We start from the raw sequence: 15,684 nt of genomic DNA, 5'->3' as shown, positions 1-15,684 counted from the left end.
CGGGCCTGTCGTCAGCCCTGCTGGAACAGCTCCGCCGGGAGCGGCTTCAGCAGGGCGTACAGGTCGTCGGTGATGGGGCGGTCCCAGGCGGCGATGGTCACCAGGACGCCGTCGCTGCGGTCGAACTGCACGCAGGAGATCCGGCTCTCGGAGAGCTTCAGGCGCCGCACGATCAGCAGGTTGTCGCCCTGGAGGACGGGGGTGTCCTCGGTGCCGACGACCGTGACCTCCTCGTCGTTCTCCAGCGCCAGCAGGAGCTGGCCCACCTCGAAGGGGATCTCGCCCTCGGCCACCTCGCGGGCCGGGGAGCCGTCGGGGAGATTGCCGATGATCATGGCGGGACCGCGGCCGCCGAAGAGGTCGTAGCGCAGGAAGACGCCCTGGCAGGATCCGTCGGGGGCGGGCAGCAGGCCCGCGCCGAGGTTGCCCGGCCAGTCGCCCGGGTCCATGGCCAGCACGTCGAATTCGGGTCCGGCGGGGGTGGCGCTGCGGCGGCGGAGGAACGACATGCCGCAATGGTACGTGCACGCGGGCGTCCGCCGCCGTACGGGCGTCCGCACGACGGCGCCCCGATTCCCCCGGCCGGCCTGGATCTTCCGGCCCGTCCGGGCGGCTCCCGGGGGCGGTGGTGTCACTCCTTCGGCGGGGCCGGCGGGACGACCGCGATCGGGCAGACCGCGTGCAGCAGGACGGCCTGGGTGACGGAGCCCATCATGCGGGCGGGCGCGAGCAGGCGCCGCCGGTGGCGGCCGACGACGACCAGGTCGGCGTTCCCGGACGCGGTGACGAGATGGCCGGCGGCGTCGCCGGGCAGGACCCGCACCTCGGTGTCGACGCCGGGGTGCCGCACGCGGTGCGGGGCGAGGAAGCCCTCGACGAGGGAGCGGGTCTCGTGCTCGACGGCGTCCCTGTCGACGGGGGGCGGCACCGTCTGGCCGGGCGCCGACCAGGTCTGCGCCGGCCACGGGTAGGCGGCGATCACCTGGACGCGGGCCCGGCGCAGGGCGGCCTCGGTGTAGGCGAACGCCAGGCCGGCCGGGTCGGGGCTGTCGGCGTGCAGGCCGACGACCACCCGGGGGCCGGGCCCGGCGGGGGCGCCCTCGGGGATCTCCCGGCCGGGCCGGGGCACGATGACCACGGGGCAGTCGGCGTCGCGTGCCGCGGCCAGTGAGTTGGAGCCCAGCAGCAGGCTGGCGAAGCCGCCCCGGCCCCGCGAGCCGAGCACCAACAACTGGGCGTCGGCGCCCAGTTCGGGCAGTACGGCACCGGGCACGCCCTCGACGGCGACGTACTCGGCGCTCGGGGCGTCCGCGCCGTCCCGCAGGCGGGCGCGGACCTCGTCGAGGACCGGGTCACCCTCCTCGGGCGCGGCCGGCCCGGCGACCAGGACGTCGGCCTGGCCCCAGGCGGCGTACTGCCGGACGTGCACCACCCGCAGCGGTGCGGCGCGGCGCCGGGCGGCGTCCACGGCCCACTCCAGGGCCCTTCTGCTGTCCTCGGAGCCGTCGACCGCGGCGATGACCGGCGATGTGCTCATTCCCTGCCCACCTCCGGAACACGACCTTCCCCTTGCTGGGGTCCAGCCTCGCGCAGGCGGCGGCCCCGGCAGGGCGCTGTGGGTCGCGTGTCCGGAATCAGGCGGGCGACACCCCCGGATCGGCGTGCGACGGGCTCAGGTGAGGTCGAACTCTCCTTCGCGCGCGCCGGAGACGAAGGCGCCCCATTCCGCCGGGGTGAAGATCAGGGACGGGCTCTCCGGGCGGCCGCTGTTGCGCATGGCGATGAAGCCCTCGACGAAGGCGATCTGCACATCGCCCAGTCCTCGGCTGCTGGACTGCCACTCGGCCCCGCTGAGGTCCAGCTCCGGCTTGTCCCAGCCCACGAGCGGCTGCTGGGTGATGGTCTCGGCCACGTCCGTGCTCCTCCCGGTTCGTCGTCCGCGAGCCAGCCTAGCGACCGGTCCGCACGGCGGACAGGCCACGTGAGAAGGACTTTCGGGTCGCCTCACCGGGGCGCGGCGCCGTCCTCGCCGAGGAAGGCGAGGACCCGGCGGACGAAGTGCCCGGGGTCGTCCAGCCAGGGGTAGTGACCGGCGCCGGGCTGGACGCTCACCTCGGCGCCGGGAAGGTGCTGGGCGGCCCGGCGGGCCAGGGCGGGGGTGGGCCCGCCGTCGTACTCGCCGGCGTGGACCAGGACCGGGGCGGTGAGGGCGGCGAGCGCGGCCCTGGTGGCGTCCGGGGTGAAGGCGCCCTCGGCGGAGTAGCGCTCGGCCGCCTCGTCGTTGGTCTGCGCCTCCTCGTGCTCGGTGTGGGCCCGGGCCGTGTCGTCCCAGCGGCCGTAAAAGAACGGCAGGAACACCTCGTCGAAGTCGGCGTCGCCGGCGAGCCACGCCTGGTAGGCGGGGAAGGCCCGGCCGAACCACGGTTGGTCCGCCCGCAGCCGGGCGGCGGCGAGCCGGTCGGCGGGCGTGGCCCGCAGGCCGAGGGCCGAGGGGTTGGGGGTGATCAGGGCCAGCCGCCGGATCCGGTGGGGGTGGCGGGCCGCGTACAGCAGCGCGAGGCTTCCGGCCGCCGAGTGGGCGAGGAGGTCCATCCGCTCCAGGCCCAGGTGGACCCGCCACCGCTCCACGTCGTCGACCATGCGGTCGCAGCGGTAGGTGGCCGGGTCGTCCGGTGTCCCGGAGTCGCCGGTGCCGCGCAGGTCGAGCAGGGCGAGCCGGCGGTGCGCGGTGAGGCCGCCGAGGTCGCCGAGGTAGGCGGAGGCGCGCATGGGCCCGCCGGGCAGGACGGCGAGGGGTGCGCCCCGGCCCCTGAGGTGGTAGGCGAGCTCGGTCCCGTCGGCGGCGGTGAAGGTCGGCATGCGGTGATCATTCAGGGCCGGGCGGCCCGGCCGCAACGCCTTTGCCCGGGTCGGAGCCCCCTGCCCCGCGCGTCCCGTCCGGAAAATTTCGGGCTCACCTCTTGCCTGCCGGCCGGGTGGCCTGAATTACTGACCTCGAACGAAACGACCGAATGATCGGTCGTCCGGAATGTGTGGCTGGTGAGGGAGAAGTCCCGATGGCGGATGCGACGGACCTGCTCGACGCGGGCGAGAAGCTCGGTCCCGAGGAGCTGCGCGTGCTCCAGCTCGAGCGGCTGCGCGCCTCGCTGCGGCACGCGTACGAGAACGTGCCGTTCTACCGCGAGTCCTTCGACAAGGCCGGCGTCCGCCCGGAGGACTGCCGTTCGCTCGCCGACCTGGCGCACTTCCCCTTCACGGCCAAGGCCGACCTGCGCGAGCAGTACCCGTTCGGGATGTTCGCCGTGCCCCGCGAGCGGGTGCGCCGGCTGCACGCCTCCAGTGGCACCACGGGGCTGCCCACGGTGGTCGGCTACACGGACAACGACCTCTCGGTGTGGTCCGACATGGTCGCGCGTTCGCTCCGGGCGGCGGGCGCGCGACCCGGCGACACGGTGCACGTCGCCTACGGGTACGGGCTGTTCACCGGCGGGCTGGGCGCCCACTACGGCGCCGAGCGCCTCGGCTGCACGGTGATCCCCGCGTCGGGCGGCATGACGGCCCGCCAGGTCCAGCTCATCCGGGACCTGGAACCCGGCGTCATCATGGTCACCCCGTCCTACATGCTGACGCTGCTGGACGAGTTCGAGCGGCAGGGCGTGGACCCGCGCGGCACCTCGCTGCGGGTGGGCGTCTTCGGCGCCGAGCCCTGGACCGAGCGGATGCGGCGCGAGATCGAGGAGCGGTTCGCGATCGACGCCGTCGACATCTACGGGCTGTCCGAGGTGATGGGCCCGGGGGTGGCGCAGGAGTGCGTCGAGACCAAGGACGGCCTGCACGTGTGGGAGGACCACTTCTACCCGGAGGTCGTCGACCCGATCACGGGCGAGGTGCTGCCGGAGGGCGAGCGGGGCGAGCTGGTGTTCACCTCGCTCACCAAGGAGGCCATGCCGATCATCCGGTACCGGACCCGGGACCTGACCCGGCTGCTGCCCGGCACGGCCCGGGTGTTCCGGCGGATGGAGAAGGTCACCGGGCGCAGCGACGACATGGTGATCCTGCGCGGGGTGAACCTGTTCCCCACCCAGATCGAGGAGATCGTGCTGCGCACCCCCGGCGTGGCGCCCCACTTCCAGTTGCGCCTCACCCGCGAGGGCCGGCTCGACGCGCTCACGGTGCGCGCCGAGGCCCGGCCCGGCGCGACACCCGAGGCGCGGGACGCGGCGGCCCGTTCCATCGTCGCGGCCGTGAAGGACGGGGTCGGGGTGTCCGTGGGCGTGGAGATCGTGGAGCCGGAGTCGCTGGAGCGCTCGGTGGGCAAGATCCGCCGGATCGTGGATCTGCGCCCCCGCTAGGGCCGGCCGGGGCCGGGAGCGGCGTCGAACCGGTCGCGCAGTTCGCGCTTGAGGATCTTGCCGCTGGCGTTGCGGGGCAGCTCGTCCACGAACACCACCCGCTTGGGGGCCTTGAACGGGGCGAGCTTCTCCCGTACGTGCGCGACCAGTTGCTCCTCCGTCACGTCACCGCGCCGGACCACGACCGCGGTGACGGCCTCGATCCACCGTTCGTCGGGCAGGCCGACGACGGCGGCCTCGGCGACGGCGTCGTGGGTGTACAGGGCGTCCTCCACCTGGCGGGAGGCGACCAGCACGCCACCGGAGTTGATGACGTCCTTCACCCGGTCGACGATCGTGTAGTAGCCCTCCGCGTCGCGCACCGCGAGGTCGCCGGAGTGGAACCAGCCGTCCCGGAAGGCCTCGGCGGTCTCCTCCGGCAGGTTCCAGTAGCCCTCGCACAGCTGCGGTGAGCGGTAGACGATCTCACCGGGTGTGCCGGGGGGCACGTCCTCGCCGCGTTCGTCCACCACGCGGGCGTCCACGAACAGCACCGGCCGGCCGCAGGAGTCCGGCCGGCCGTCGTGCTCGTCGGGGGCCAGCACGGTGGCGAGGGGTCCGATCTCGCTCTGTCCGAAGCAGTTGTAGACGGCGAGCCCCGGCAGGCGTTCGCGCAGCCGCTGGAGCACCGGAACGGGCATGATCGAGGCGCCGTAGTAGGCCTTGCGCAGTCCGTCGAGGTCGCGGGTGGCGAAGTCGGGCCGGTTGGCCAGGCCGATCCACACGGTGGGCGGCGCGAACAGGCTGTCCACGCGGCCCTGTTCGATCAGGTCGAAGAGCCGGTCCCCGTCCGGGGCGTCGAGCAGCACGCTGGTCGCGCCGACCGCGAGGTAGGGCAGCAGGAAGACGTGCATCTGCGCCGAGTGGTACAGCGGCAGCGCGTGGGCGGGCCGGTCGCCGGCGCTGAGGTCGAGGGCGGTGATCGCGCTCAGGTACTCGTGCACCAGCGCGCGGTGCGTCATCATCGCGCCCTTGGGCGAGGCGGTGGTGCCGGAGGTGTACAGCAGTTGCACCAGGTCCTCGGTGCGCGGCTCTGGCCCGTCGTACGGCGGCGCGTCCGCCAGCCGGGCGAGCAGCGAGCCGTCGGCGTCGCGCAGGGGCAGCACCGGTACGCCGTCCGGGAGCCGGCCGGCGAGGTCCGGGTCGGCGAGGACCAGGGAGCTGCCCGACTGGCCGACGATGTACGCCAGGTCCTCGCCGGTCAGGTTCTGGTTGACCGGCACGTGGACCAGGCCGGCCCGGGCGCAGGCCAGAAAGGCGATCAGATAGGCGTCGGAGTTGTGCCCGTAGGCGGCGACCCGGTCCCCCGGGGCGAGTCCCTCCGCGCGCAGCAGCCCGGCCGCGCGCGTGACGGCGTCGTCCAGCGCCTCGTAGGTCCAGTCGCGTCCGCCGTACTCCAGTGCGGTGCGTGCCGGGGTGCGCCGGGCGCTGCGCCGCAGCACCCCGTCGACCGTGCTGCCGTGTCCCTGCGTCATGACAGCAGATCCTTGACCCGCCGGACGTGCGGGTCAAGAACCCGTCGCCGCTCGCCCGCTACGCCTCAAGCACGGCCATCGCCGCGTTGTGCCCCGGCACCCCGCTGACCCCTCCCCCGCGCACCGCGCCCGCGCCGCACAGCAGCACGCCCGGGTGCCGGGTCTCCACGCCCCAGCGGCCGGTGCCCTCCTGGGCGTACGGCCAGGACAGGGCGCGGTGGAAGATGTTGCCGCCGGGCAGGCGCAGGTCTCGTTCGAGGTCGAGCGGGGTCTTCGCCTCGATGCAGGGCCGGCCGTCGGCGTCGGTGGCCAGGCAGTCGGCGAGGGGTTCGGCGAGATGGGCGTCGAGCTGCGCCAGGGTGGACCTCAGCAGCTCTTCGCGGACGGCGTCGTTGTCCCGGGCGAACAGCCGGGCGGGGGTGTGCAGACCGAAGAGGGTGAGGGTCTGGTAGCCGCGTCCGGCGAGGTCGGGGCCGAGGATGGTGGGGTCGGTCAGGGAGTGGCAGTAGATCTCCGACGGCGGCGCGGCGGGGAGTTCGCCGGCGGCCGCCTGGGCGTGGGCGGTGGCCAGTTGCCGGTAGCCCTCGGCGATGTGGAAGGTGCCGGCGAAGGCCTCCCGGGGGTCGACCGAGTCGTCGCGGAGCCTGGGCAGCCGGGTGAGCAGCATGTTGACCTTGAGCTGGGCGCCCTCGGCCGGCTCCGGCGACGGGTCGCCCATGAGGTGGGCCAGTTCCTGCGGCGAGGCGTTGACCAGGACGTGCCGGGCGGCGGCGACCCCCTCGCCGTCGGCCGTGCGGTAGGTGACCTCGGCGGTCTTCCCGTCGGTTTCGACGCGGACCGCCTCGTGTCCGGTCGCGATCACCGCGCCGGCCGTGCGCGCGGCGGCGGCCAGCGCGTCGGTGAGGGCGCCCATGCCGCCGACGGGCACGTCCCAGGCGCCGGTGCCGCCGCCGATGACGTGGTAGAGGAAGCAGCGGTTCTGGGCGAGGCCGGGGTCGTGGGCGTCGGCGAAGGTGCCGATGAGCGCGTCGGTGAGGACGACGCCCCGCACCAGGTCGTCGGTGAAGTTCTCCTCGACGGCGACCCCGATCGGTTCCTCGAACAGCGCCCGCCAGGCCGTCTCGTCGTCGATGCGCCGGCGCAGGTCCTCCCGGTCGGGCAGCGGTTCGGTGAGCGTGGGGAACACCCGCTCGGCCACCCGGCTCGTCATGCCGTAGAAGCGCTGCCAGGCCGCGTACTCCCGCTCGCCGCCGGTCAGCCGGGCGAACGCCTCCCGGGTGCGCCGCTCCCCGCCGCCGACGAGCAGCCCGGTGGCCCGCCCGCCGCGCTCGGTCGGCGTGTACGAGGAGATGGTGCGCCCGCGCACCTCGAACCGGAGCCCGAGATCGCGCACGATCTTCTCCGGCAGCAGGCTGACCAGGTACGAGTAGCGCGACAGCCGGGCGTCCACCCCGGCGAACGGACGCGTGGAGACGGCGGCCCCGCCGGTGTGGCCGAGCCGCTCCAGCACCAGCACGGACCGCCCGGCCCGCGCCAGATAGGCGGCGGCGACCAGTCCGTTGTGACCACCGCCGACGATGACGGCGTCGTAGCTGCGGGTTCCCTCGATGGCAGGCATGGTCCTTGGTAACACGCGATGATCAAGAGGGGCCAGAGGCGTGCGGGGTGCGGACTCGGTGCCCGCCGGGCTCCGGGTGCCGGCGGGCGCGCGAGGGCGTCACCCCTTCGCTGTGAGTTGCTTCAGGGCGATGTTGAGTTGCAGGACGTTGACGCGGGGCTCGCCGATGAAGCCGAGGGTGCGGGCCTCGGTGTGGTCCTCGATCAGTTTCTGCACGCGTGCGACGGGGAGGCCGTTCCGTGCGGCGACCCGGTGTGCCTGGAGTTCGGCGTACCGCGGGGAGATGGCCGGGTCCAGGCCGGAGCCGGAGGAGGTGACGGCGTCGGCGGGGACGTCGGACGGCCGGACGGTGTAGCCGGGGACCGAGTTGTCCCGGACCACGGCCGCCTTCGCCGCGAGCACCTGCGCGCAGAGCGTGCCGTCCGCGGGCTCGGCGGGGCACGCGCCGTGCACCGCGCCGCTGTCCGCGGCCAGGTTGGTCGCGCCGGAGAGGATCAGTCGGTATTGGGTGTTGACGCTGTTGGTGCCGAGTCCGCCGGCCGGGCGGCCCTGGAACCACCTCAGGTCGGGCGCGGGGGTCTGCCGGCCGTGCCGCGGCGGCAGGTCGTACGACTGCCCGATCAGGGAGGAGCCGACGACCCTGCCGTCGGCCTCGACCTCGGAGCCGTTCGCCCTGCCGGGGAACAGCGCCTGGGCGATCCCGGTGACGGCCAGCGGGTAGAGGACGCCGGTGACCAGGGTCAGCACGAGCAGCGCGCGCAGACCCGCGCCCAGCAACCGGGCGGTGTTCACGGAGGAGTTGTTCATGCCGATCAGCCGATTCCGGGGATGTGGGAGATGAGCAGGTCGATGAGCTTGATGCCGATGAACGGCGCGACCAGTCCGCCGAAGCCGTAGATCGCGAGGTTGCGGCGCAGCATCCGGTCGGCGCCGACCGGCCGGTACCGCACGCCCCGCAGGGAGAGCGGCACCAGCGCGACGATGATCAGCGCGTTGAAGACGACGGCGGACAGGATCGCGGAGTCGGGCGAGGACAGCCGCATGATGTTCAGCCTGTCCAGGCCCGGGTGGACCGCCGCGAACAGCGCCGGGATGATCGCGAAGTACTTCGCCACGTCGTTGGCTATGGAGAACGTCGTCAACGCGCCCCGGGTGATCAGGAGTTGCTTGCCGATCTCCACGATCTCGATCAGCTTGGTCGGGTTGGAGTCGAGGTCGACCATGTTGCCGGCCTCCTTGGCGGCCGACGTTCCGGTGTTCATCGCCACGCCGACGTCCGCCTGGGCCAGCGCGGGGGCGTCGTTGGTGCCGTCGCCGGTCATCGCGACCAGTTTGCCGCCGGCCTGCTCCCGCTTGATCAGGGCCATCTTGTCCTCGGGGGTGGCCTCGGCGAGGAAGTCGTCGACGCCGGCCTCCTCGGCTATCGCCCTCGCGGTCAGCGGGTTGTCGCCGGTGATCATGACCGTCCTGATGCCCATGCGGCGCAGTTCCTCGAACCGTTCCCGCATCCCGTGCTTGACGACGTCCTTGAGGTGGATGACGCCGAGCACACGGGCGCCGTCGGCGTCGTGGACGGCGACCAGTAGCGGGGTACCGCCGGCCGCCGCGATCCGGTCGGTCAGCTCCTGTGCGTCGGAGGCGACTTCCCCGCCCTGCTCCCGCACCCAGGCGATGACGGAGGCCGCGGCGCCCTTGCGGACCCGGTGGCCGTCGACGTCCACGCCCGACATCCGGGTCCGGGCGGTGAAGGCGATCCAGTCGGCGCGCGCCAGCTCGCCCTGGTGCCGCTCGCGCAGCCCGTACCTCTCTTTCGCCAGGACGACGATCGAGCGGCCCTCGGGAGTCTCGTCGGCCAGCGACGACAACTGGGCGGCGTCGGCGACCTCGGCCTCCGTCGTCCCGCTCACCGGCACGAACTCCGCCGCCCGGCGGTTGCCCAGGGTGATGGTGCCCGTCTTGTCCAGCAGCAGGGTCGACACGTCGCCTGCGGCCTCGACCGCGCGCCCCGACATGGCCAGCACGTTGCGCTGCACCAGACGGTCCATGCCCGCGATGCCGATCGCGGAGAGCAGGGCGCCGATGGTGGTCGGGATGAGGCAGACCAGCAGCGCCACCAGCACCACCGTCGTCAGATGCGTGCCCGCGTAGTCGGCGAACGGCGGCAGCGTGGCGCAGGCCAGCAGGAAGACGATGGTGAGCGAGGCCAGCAGGATGTTCAGCGCGATCTCGTTGGGCGTCTTCTGCCGGGCGGCGCCCTCGACGAGGGCGATCATCCGGTCGATGAAGGTCTCGCCGGGCATCGTCGTGATGCGGACGACGATCCGGTCCGAGAGCACCTTGGTGCCGCCCGTCACCGCGCTGCGGTCGCCCCCGGACTCGCGGATGACGGGAGCGGACTCACCGGTGATCGCGGACTCGTCGACGCTGGCGACGCCCTCGACCACGTCCCCGTCACCGGGGATGACGTCGCCGGCCTCGCAGACCACCAGGTCGCCGACGGTCAGCTCGGTGCCGGGGACCCGCTCCTCGGGGCCGTCCTTGACGAGCCGGCGCGCGACGGTGCCGGTCTTGGCCTTGCGCAGGGTGTCGGCCTGGGCCTTGCCCCGGCCCTCGGCGACCGCCTCCGCGAGATTGGCGAAGAGCACGGTCAGCCAGAGCCAGGCGCTGATCGTCCAGCCGAACCAGTCGCCGGGGTCCTTGGCGGAGAAGGCGGTGGTCAGCACCGAGCCGATCCACACCACGAACATCACGGGCGACTTGACCATCACCCGCGGATCGAGCTTGCGGAAGGCCTCGGGCAGGGACCTGAGCAGCTGTCCGGGGTCGAACAGGCCCGCGCCGACGCGGCTCCCGGCCGGTTCGTGTCCGGTCGGCGCGTCCTGGTGGGGCGCGAGGGTGGGAGTGGACATGGAGTCCTCGTGCTTCTCGGTGTCGGTGGTCATCACGCGAGCCCTTCCGCGAGCGGGCCCAGCGCGAGGGCCGGGAAGTAGGTGAGGCCGGTGATGATGAGGATCGCGCCGACCAGCAGGCCGGTGAACAGGGGTTTCTCGGTGCGCAGGGTGCCCGCGGTCACCGGCACCGGCCGCTGCCGGGCGAGTGAGCCGGCCAGGGCCAGCACGAACACCATGGGCAGGAACCGGCCGAGCAGCATCGCCAGACCCGTCATGGTGTTGAACCAGTCCGTGTCGGCGTTCAGGCCGGCGAAGGCCGAACCGTTGTTGTTGGCCGCCGACGTGAAGGCGTACAGCACCTCGGAGAAGCCGTGCGGGCCGGAGTTGAGCATCGAGTGCGGCGGGGTGGGCAGCGCCATCGACGCGGCGGTGAGGACCAGCACCAGCGCCGGGGTGACGAGGATGTAGGCCGCGGCGAGCTTCATCTCGCGGGCGCCGATCTTCTTGCCCAGGTACTCGGGGGTGCGGCCGACCATCAGACCCGCGATGAACACCGCGATGACGGCCATGATCAGGATGCCGTAGAGGCCGGAACCGGTGCCGCCGGGCGCGATCTCGCCCAGCATCATGCTCAGCATGGTGATGCCGCCGCCGAGCCCGGTGAACGAGGAGTGGAAGGAGTCCACCGCACCGGTCGAGGTCAGGGTCGTGGACACGGCGAAGATCGAGGAAGCACCGACTCCGAACCGGGTCTCCTTGCCCTCCATCGCGCCGCCCGCGGCCTGGAGCGCCGCGCCGTGGTGGGCGAACTCGGTCGCCATCATCAGAGCGACGAAGCCCAGCCAGATGGTGAACATCGTGACGAGGATCGCGTAGCCCTGCTTCACGCTTCCGGCCAGCACGCCGAAGGTGCGGGTCAGCGCGAACGGGATCACCAGGATCAGGAAGATCTCGAAGAGGTTGCTGAACGGGGTCGGGTTCTCGAAGGGGTGAGCGCTGTTGGCGTTGAAGTAGCCGCCGCCGTTGGTGCCCAACTCCTTGATGGCCTCCTGGGAGGCGACCGCCCCGCCGTTCCACTGCTGCGAGCCGCCCATGAACTGCCCGACCTCGTGGATGCCGGAGAAGTTCTGGATCGCACCGCAGGCCACCAGGACCACCGCGGCGACCGCGGCGACCGGCACCAGGATCCGCAGGGTGCCGCGCACCAGGTCGGCCCAGAAGTTGCCCAGCTCACCGGTGCGGGAGCGGGCGAAGCCGCGCACCAACGCAACGGCGACGGCCATGCCGACGGCCGCGGAGACGAAGTTCTGCACGGCCAGACCGGCCGTCTGCACGACGTGCCCCATGGTCTGCTCGCCGTAGTAGGACTGCCAGTTGGTGTTGGTCACGAACGACACGGCCGTGTTGAACGACTGCGCCGGACCGACCGAGGAGAAGCCGAGCGAGCCGGGCAGGACGCCCTGCAGGCGCTGCAGCAGGTAGAGGAAGAGGACGCCGACGACCGAGAAGGCGAGGACCGCGCGCAGGTACGCGGACCAGGTCATCTCGGCGCCGGGGTCGGCACCGATGCCCTTGTAGATCCACTTCTCCACCCTGAGGTGCTTGCCGGAGGAGTAGACCCGGGCCATGTAGTTGCCGAACGGGACGTGGACGAGCGCCAGCGCGCCCGTCAGGGCGAGCAGTTGGAGCACGCCGGCGAGTACGGGACCCATGTGCGCGCTCAGAACCTCTCCGGGAAGAGGAGGGCGACGACGAGATAGCCCAGCAGGGCGACGGCCACGACGAGGCCGACGATGTTCTCGGCGGTCACAGCTTGGTCACCCCCTTGGCGACGAGGGCCACCAGCGCGAAGGCCGCGAGCACGGTGACGACGAAGGCCAGATCGGCCATCGTGAACTCCTGGAATGGGTGCGGTTGCATCGGACGGTTCGAGGAAACCGCCTCCGCGACCGGTCGCGACCGCCGTTGACGGCTCTCTTACGGCCGTGCGTCCGGCTTTGACGGGACCCTGATGTCCCGCGCCCCGGAGTCCTCGTCCGCGGCCCCCGGTGGAGCCGTCAGAGGGTGCGCCCGCCGCCCGGACTCAGTCGAGCGCCACCATGAAGTCCGTGCACGCCACGGCGCAGGCCCGGCACACCGCCGCGGCGGACTCGGCGCCGGGGTGCTCGTCGAAGGCGTGGGCGCACTCGAGGCAGACCGAGCGGCACCATTCGAGCTGCACCCGGATCCCGTCCTCGTCCTGGCCGTTCTGCTCGGAGAGCGTGCGGCACGTCGCGTCGCACACCTCGGCGCACATGATCCCCAGCCGGCGTACGCGCTCCTGCCGCTCGGTGCCGTCCGGGTCCAGGAGGCTGGCGCGCACCGCGCAGGCCCTGGCGCACTCCGCGCACGCCTGGGCGCACGTGAACCGGTCCTCGAGGAACCGATAGAGCTGCTGCTGCGTCGGCGATGTCACACCCGGCGGGTAGCCGGTCCCGAACCGGGCAAACGCATATACCTCGAAGGGGGACGCCGCAACTCGGGAAGCGTCCCCGCGGCGTGTCGCCGGCCGTGACGGGCGGCCACGCAAGGTGTCCGGTTCGTCCCGTTCTGGGCGGGGTATCCCTGAGCTATGAGTACCGCACAGATGCAGCAGCTGGCCGCGGCAAGCGGCCTGATGGGCCTGGTCCTCTTCGTCATAGCCGTGGCCGTGCTGGCGCTGCTCGCCGGCGGCTTCTGGCTGAACTCACGGGAGAAGTACCGCGAGCCGCCCCGGCCGCGCCCCGAGGAGCAACCGCACCTGCCGCCGGAGGGCGCGGTGCACGAGATCCGGGAGAACAGGGAGTCCCAGGAGGTACCCGTCATTCCCAAGGGCGGTCGCCCGCTCACCCCCTACGAGCTGACCAACATCGACTCCAGGACCAGCGAGTCCAAGGACCGTCCGCGCTGGAGCAAGGGCTCGAGCGGCTCGTTCGGCGGCGGAGGACTGGGCGCACACTGACCCCGGACCCCGGCCCGGAACCCGGCCCTCGGGACCCGGCGGGAGCCGCCCGCACCCGGCCCCCGCCGGGTCGTTGTGTGCCGTCAGGCGTCCTTCCCGGACGCGTCCAGGCGGCCGAGGTGGGCCACGTTGCGCAGGTCCTCGGGGTCCTGGCTGGGCTCGGCCGCGAACCAGGCGTCGAGGATCTCCCCCAGCACATGCGCCGAGGTGAGGCGCAGTCCGAGCGCCAGGACGTTGGCGTCGTTCCAGCGCCGCGCCCCCTCCGCCGTGGCGGCGTCCGTGCACAGGGCCGCGCGGACACCTGGCACCTTGTTCGCCGCGATGGAGGCGCCGGTACCGGTCCAGCAGCACACCACCGCCTGGTCGGCCGCGCCGTCGGCGACCTCCCGGGCGGCGGCCTCGGAGCACACCGCCCACCGCGGGTCGGCTTCGGGGCGCAGCGCGCCGTGCTCACGCACCTCGTGGCCGCGCCGGCGCAACTCGTCGACGAGGTGGCGGGCCACGGGTTCGTCCATGTCGGAGGAGACGGAGATCCGCATGCTCCGGAGCCTAGCGGCTGCCGCGACGGGCAGCCCGGGCGGTGAAGCGCCCGGACGGAAGCGGCCGCCCCGAAGCGGGCCCCCCGACCAGGAGGCGATCCCGGCTCGAAGGCGCCTCAGGCGACGAGCGGCCCCGGAGCCGTCGGGTGACGTCTCCGGGGCCGGGCGGTCGGTCTGCGGGTTCCTCGGCGGTCAGGGGTGGTCGGGCTGCTGCGCCGGGGGCACTCCGCCGCCCTCTCCCCCGCCCTTGCCGCCCTTGTCCGAGCCGTGCGGGCGGCCGCCCGCATCGCGTTCGGCCGTCTGGCGGGCCTTGAGTTCGCCGCTGTCCTGCGGGGTACCGCCCCCCTTGTCACTGCGCCGCTGTTCGGGCTGCTGCGGATTGGACATGCGCCGGGCTCCCTCCGGGTGTACGTGCTGCTTGCGGGGTCCGGGTTCCCAGGGGGCCACGGGTGACGCACGCCGCGGCGCACCCGTGGTCCCGGGCACCGCACCGTCTCAGGGCGCGCGCCTGGTCAGCAGCCGGTGCATGTGCTCCAGCGCGTCCAGGAGCACCGAGCGGTGGTACCAGCTCAGCCAGGCGGCGGTGTCGGCGGCGAGCACGTCGAGGGTCTCGCTCCGGGCGCCGTCCGGCAACTGTCCGGTCGCGGGCCAGTGCAGTGTGATCACGCCGGTGCAGGAGCCGGCGGCGGAGACGACGGGCACGCTGAGCAGCGCGCGGGTGTCCGTGGCCAGCAGGGCGCGCCTGGCCTCGTCGGACAGCAGCGGCTCCGCGGCCACGTCGGGCACGCCGACCCGGCGGCCCCTGATCCGGGCGACCGCGTCGGCCATGCCCTCGTCCTGGCCGCGGACGAGGTGGTCCAGAAACCTTTCGTCACAGCCGTAGTGGGTCTCCAGCGTCAGGGCGTTGACCGCCGGGTCCACGAACTGCACGTACCCGGCGGTGGCCCGGCCGACGGCCAGCGCCTCGTGCAGCGCGGCGTCGATCATCTGGCGCCGGCAGCGCGGGTCCCGGCCTTCCCGGGCCAGGATGCGCAGCTGCGGCAGGGGCAGGGCCCGGCGGCCCGGGAACCACACCGCGCCGTCCGGGGGCCGGGCCACCACGACGGCGGAGACCAGGACGCGCAGCGGCACGTTGAACCGCTGGGAGGCCTCGCGCAGCACCCGGAAGGCGCTGCCGGAGTCGGGCAGGCCGTAGCGGGCCATCAGCGTGCCCTGCGCCATGCCGATCACCGGAGCGGTGCGTACCCGGGCCCGTAGAGCCCGGACCTCCTTGTGCAGGTCCTCGTACGACGGACGCCACAGGTCGGCCATCTGCGAGCGCCAGGCCGGCAGGTCCTCCACCGGCGCCGAGGCCCGGGCCAGTTCCCGCAGCGCCTCGTCGAGGGTGGCGTACAGGAGCACGCCGTCGAGCCGGGCGAGGTGCACGGCCTCGCGTACGCCGGGGCGGGCCCGGATGATGATCAGATCGGGCCGTCCGGCACGGGCCCGGGTGGTCTCGCTCAGCGCGTGCAGGACGGCGGCGCCGCCCAGTTGCACGTGCGCCATGTCGAGGACCGGCCGCAGCCCGGCGCGGTCGGCTTCCTCCAGATGGCCGCGCAGCTCGTCCGACCAGGCCTCCGCCCCGTCCGGACTCAGGGTGCCGGACATGCGCAGGAGCAGGGCGCCCTCGGCGGGCAGGCCCTCCACCAGGGACGACTCGATGACGAGAGGGGCCGGTGCGCCCGGGCGGGCGGAGGAGGATTTCACGGCATCACCACACCAGAACGTCACAAAGCCTCGAATATCCGCAA

16 protein-coding genes are annotated in these 15,684 nt (G+C 73.1%); 2 read left to right on the top strand and 14 right to left on the bottom strand.

Annotated features, from left to right (window positions below; all coding sequences use genetic code 11):
* Window positions 1-11: 11 nt before the first annotated feature.
* The 4 genes from ACZ7JA_RS19825 to ACZ7JA_RS19810 all read right to left on the bottom strand — a co-directional run bounded on the left by ACZ7JA_RS19825 (window position 12) and on the right by ACZ7JA_RS19810 (window position 2,859).
* Window positions 12-509 (bottom strand): glycosyltransferase family protein, encoded by a 498-nt coding sequence (locus ACZ7JA_RS19825; protein ID WP_351660989.1) that lies wholly within the window; start codon window positions 507-509, stop codon window positions 12-14.
* Window positions 510-631: 122 nt separating this feature from the next.
* Window positions 632-1,537 (bottom strand): universal stress protein, encoded by a 906-nt coding sequence (locus ACZ7JA_RS19820; RefSeq protein ID WP_470809473.1) that lies wholly within the window; start codon window positions 1,535-1,537, stop codon window positions 632-634.
* Window positions 1,538-1,672: 135 nt separating this feature from the next.
* Window positions 1,673-1,912, bottom strand: coding sequence for a DUF397 domain-containing protein (locus tag ACZ7JA_RS19815; RefSeq protein ID WP_351660984.1), 240 nt, complete (start codon window positions 1,910-1,912; stop codon window positions 1,673-1,675).
* A 92-nt stretch (window positions 1,913-2,004) separates the two neighbouring features.
* Window positions 2,005-2,859, bottom strand: coding sequence for an alpha/beta fold hydrolase (locus ACZ7JA_RS19810; RefSeq protein WP_389452655.1), 855 nt, complete (start codon window positions 2,857-2,859; stop codon window positions 2,005-2,007).
* Between the two features lie 197 nt (window positions 2,860-3,056).
* Here ACZ7JA_RS19810 and paaK point away from each other — a divergent pair, with 197 nt between their 5' ends.
* Window positions 3,057-4,352, top strand: coding sequence for a phenylacetate--CoA ligase PaaK (paaK, locus tag ACZ7JA_RS19805; protein ID WP_351660978.1), 1,296 nt, complete (start codon window positions 3,057-3,059; stop codon window positions 4,350-4,352).
* Here the strand turns inward: paaK and ACZ7JA_RS19800 are convergent.
* The 7 genes from ACZ7JA_RS19800 to ACZ7JA_RS19770 all read right to left on the bottom strand — a co-directional run bounded on the left by ACZ7JA_RS19800 (window position 4,349) and on the right by ACZ7JA_RS19770 (window position 12,830).
* A complete protein-coding gene (locus tag ACZ7JA_RS19800) occupies window positions 4,349-5,866 on the bottom strand; it encodes an acyl-CoA synthetase (protein WP_470809470.1) in 1,518 nt (505 codons plus the stop codon). The genes paaK and ACZ7JA_RS19800 overlap by 4 nt on opposite strands.
* 58 nt (window positions 5,867-5,924) lie before the next feature.
* Window positions 5,925-7,484 (bottom strand): phytoene desaturase family protein, encoded by a 1,560-nt coding sequence (locus ACZ7JA_RS19795; RefSeq protein ID WP_470809468.1) that lies wholly within the window; start codon window positions 7,482-7,484, stop codon window positions 5,925-5,927.
* Between the two features lie 99 nt (window positions 7,485-7,583).
* Window positions 7,584-8,291, bottom strand: a complete 708-nt coding sequence (locus ACZ7JA_RS19790; protein ID WP_389452643.1) for a potassium-transporting ATPase subunit C — start codon at window positions 8,289-8,291, stop codon at window positions 7,584-7,586.
* 5 nt (window positions 8,292-8,296) lie between these two features.
* Window positions 8,297-10,426 carry a potassium-transporting ATPase subunit KdpB gene (gene kdpB, locus ACZ7JA_RS19785; protein WP_470809466.1) on the bottom strand — a complete coding sequence of 710 codons (2,130 nt, stop codon included), beginning with the start codon at window positions 10,424-10,426 and terminating at the stop codon, window positions 8,297-8,299.
* On the bottom strand, window positions 10,426-12,087 hold the full coding sequence (gene kdpA / locus ACZ7JA_RS19780; protein ID WP_470809464.1) for a potassium-transporting ATPase subunit KdpA: 1,662 nt from the start codon (window positions 12,085-12,087) through the stop codon (window positions 10,426-10,428). The genes kdpB and kdpA overlap by 1 nt, the downstream gene beginning before the upstream one ends.
* Window positions 12,088-12,095: 8 nt before the next feature.
* Window positions 12,096-12,185, bottom strand: coding sequence for a K(+)-transporting ATPase subunit F (kdpF, locus tag ACZ7JA_RS19775; RefSeq protein WP_351660960.1), 90 nt, complete (start codon window positions 12,183-12,185; stop codon window positions 12,096-12,098).
* Between the two features lie 273 nt (window positions 12,186-12,458).
* Window positions 12,459-12,830, bottom strand: a complete 372-nt coding sequence (locus ACZ7JA_RS19770) for a four-helix bundle copper-binding protein (protein ID WP_351660957.1) — start codon at window positions 12,828-12,830, stop codon at window positions 12,459-12,461.
* Between the two features lie 156 nt (window positions 12,831-12,986).
* Here ACZ7JA_RS19770 and ACZ7JA_RS19765 point away from each other — a divergent pair, with 156 nt between their 5' ends.
* Window positions 12,987-13,355 (top strand): DUF6479 family protein, encoded by a 369-nt coding sequence (locus ACZ7JA_RS19765; RefSeq protein ID WP_351660954.1) that lies wholly within the window; start codon window positions 12,987-12,989, stop codon window positions 13,353-13,355.
* A gap of 83 nt (window positions 13,356-13,438) precedes the next feature.
* On the opposite strand, the gene ACZ7JA_RS19760 is transcribed toward ACZ7JA_RS19765, so the two are convergent.
* The 3 genes from ACZ7JA_RS19760 to ACZ7JA_RS19750 form a co-directional block, all read right to left on the bottom strand.
* Complete coding sequence (locus tag ACZ7JA_RS19760) at window positions 13,439-13,894, bottom strand: RpiB/LacA/LacB family sugar-phosphate isomerase (RefSeq protein WP_470809461.1); 456 nt, start codon at window positions 13,892-13,894, stop codon at window positions 13,439-13,441.
* Between the two features lie 192 nt (window positions 13,895-14,086).
* Window positions 14,087-14,281: a hypothetical protein gene (locus tag ACZ7JA_RS19755; RefSeq protein ID WP_389297308.1), complete on the bottom strand. Its 195-nt coding sequence runs from the start codon at window positions 14,279-14,281 to the stop codon at window positions 14,087-14,089.
* 108 nt (window positions 14,282-14,389) lie between these two features.
* Window positions 14,390-15,640, bottom strand: a complete 1,251-nt coding sequence (locus ACZ7JA_RS19750; RefSeq protein WP_351660945.1) for an ANTAR domain-containing protein — start codon at window positions 15,638-15,640, stop codon at window positions 14,390-14,392.
* Between the last annotated feature and the right edge of the window lie 44 nt (window positions 15,641-15,684).

Source organism: Streptomyces sp. NPDC038135, assembly GCF_055601245.1.
This window is presented reverse-complemented; position numbering and strand designations above follow the sequence as displayed.

What these genes read in the sequence shown, in the direction of transcription:
- ACZ7JA_RS19825 (WP_351660989.1), bottom strand. Translation starts at nt 509, where the DNA reads ATGTCGTTCCTCCGCCGCCGCAGCGCCACCCCCGCCGGACCCGAATTC.
- ACZ7JA_RS19820 (WP_470809473.1), bottom strand. Translation starts at nt 1,537, where the DNA reads ATGAGCACATCGCCGGTCATCGCCGCGGTCGACGGCTCCGAGGACAGC.
- ACZ7JA_RS19810 (WP_389452655.1), bottom strand. Translation starts at nt 2,859, where the DNA reads ATGCCGACCTTCACCGCCGCCGACGGGACCGAGCTCGCCTACCACCTC.
- paaK (WP_351660978.1), top strand. Translation starts at nt 3,057, where the DNA reads ATGGCGGATGCGACGGACCTGCTCGACGCGGGCGAGAAGCTCGGTCCC.
- ACZ7JA_RS19800 (WP_470809470.1), bottom strand. Translation starts at nt 5,866, where the DNA reads ATGACGCAGGGACACGGCAGCACGGTCGACGGGGTGCTGCGGCGCAGC.
- ACZ7JA_RS19795 (WP_470809468.1), bottom strand. Translation starts at nt 7,484, where the DNA reads ATGCCTGCCATCGAGGGAACCCGCAGCTACGACGCCGTCATCGTCGGC.
- ACZ7JA_RS19790 (WP_389452643.1), bottom strand. Translation starts at nt 8,291, where the DNA reads ATGAACAACTCCTCCGTGAACACCGCCCGGTTGCTGGGCGCGGGTCTG.
- kdpB (WP_470809466.1), bottom strand. Translation starts at nt 10,426, where the DNA reads ATGACCACCGACACCGAGAAGCACGAGGACTCCATGTCCACTCCCACC.
- kdpA (WP_470809464.1), bottom strand. Translation starts at nt 12,087, where the DNA reads ATGGGTCCCGTACTCGCCGGCGTGCTCCAACTGCTCGCCCTGACGGGC.
- ACZ7JA_RS19765 (WP_351660954.1), top strand. Translation starts at nt 12,987, where the DNA reads ATGAGTACCGCACAGATGCAGCAGCTGGCCGCGGCAAGCGGCCTGATG.
- ACZ7JA_RS19760 (WP_470809461.1), bottom strand. Translation starts at nt 13,894, where the DNA reads ATGCGGATCTCCGTCTCCTCCGACATGGACGAACCCGTGGCCCGCCAC.
- ACZ7JA_RS19755 (WP_389297308.1), bottom strand. Translation starts at nt 14,281, where the DNA reads ATGTCCAATCCGCAGCAGCCCGAACAGCGGCGCAGTGACAAGGGGGGC.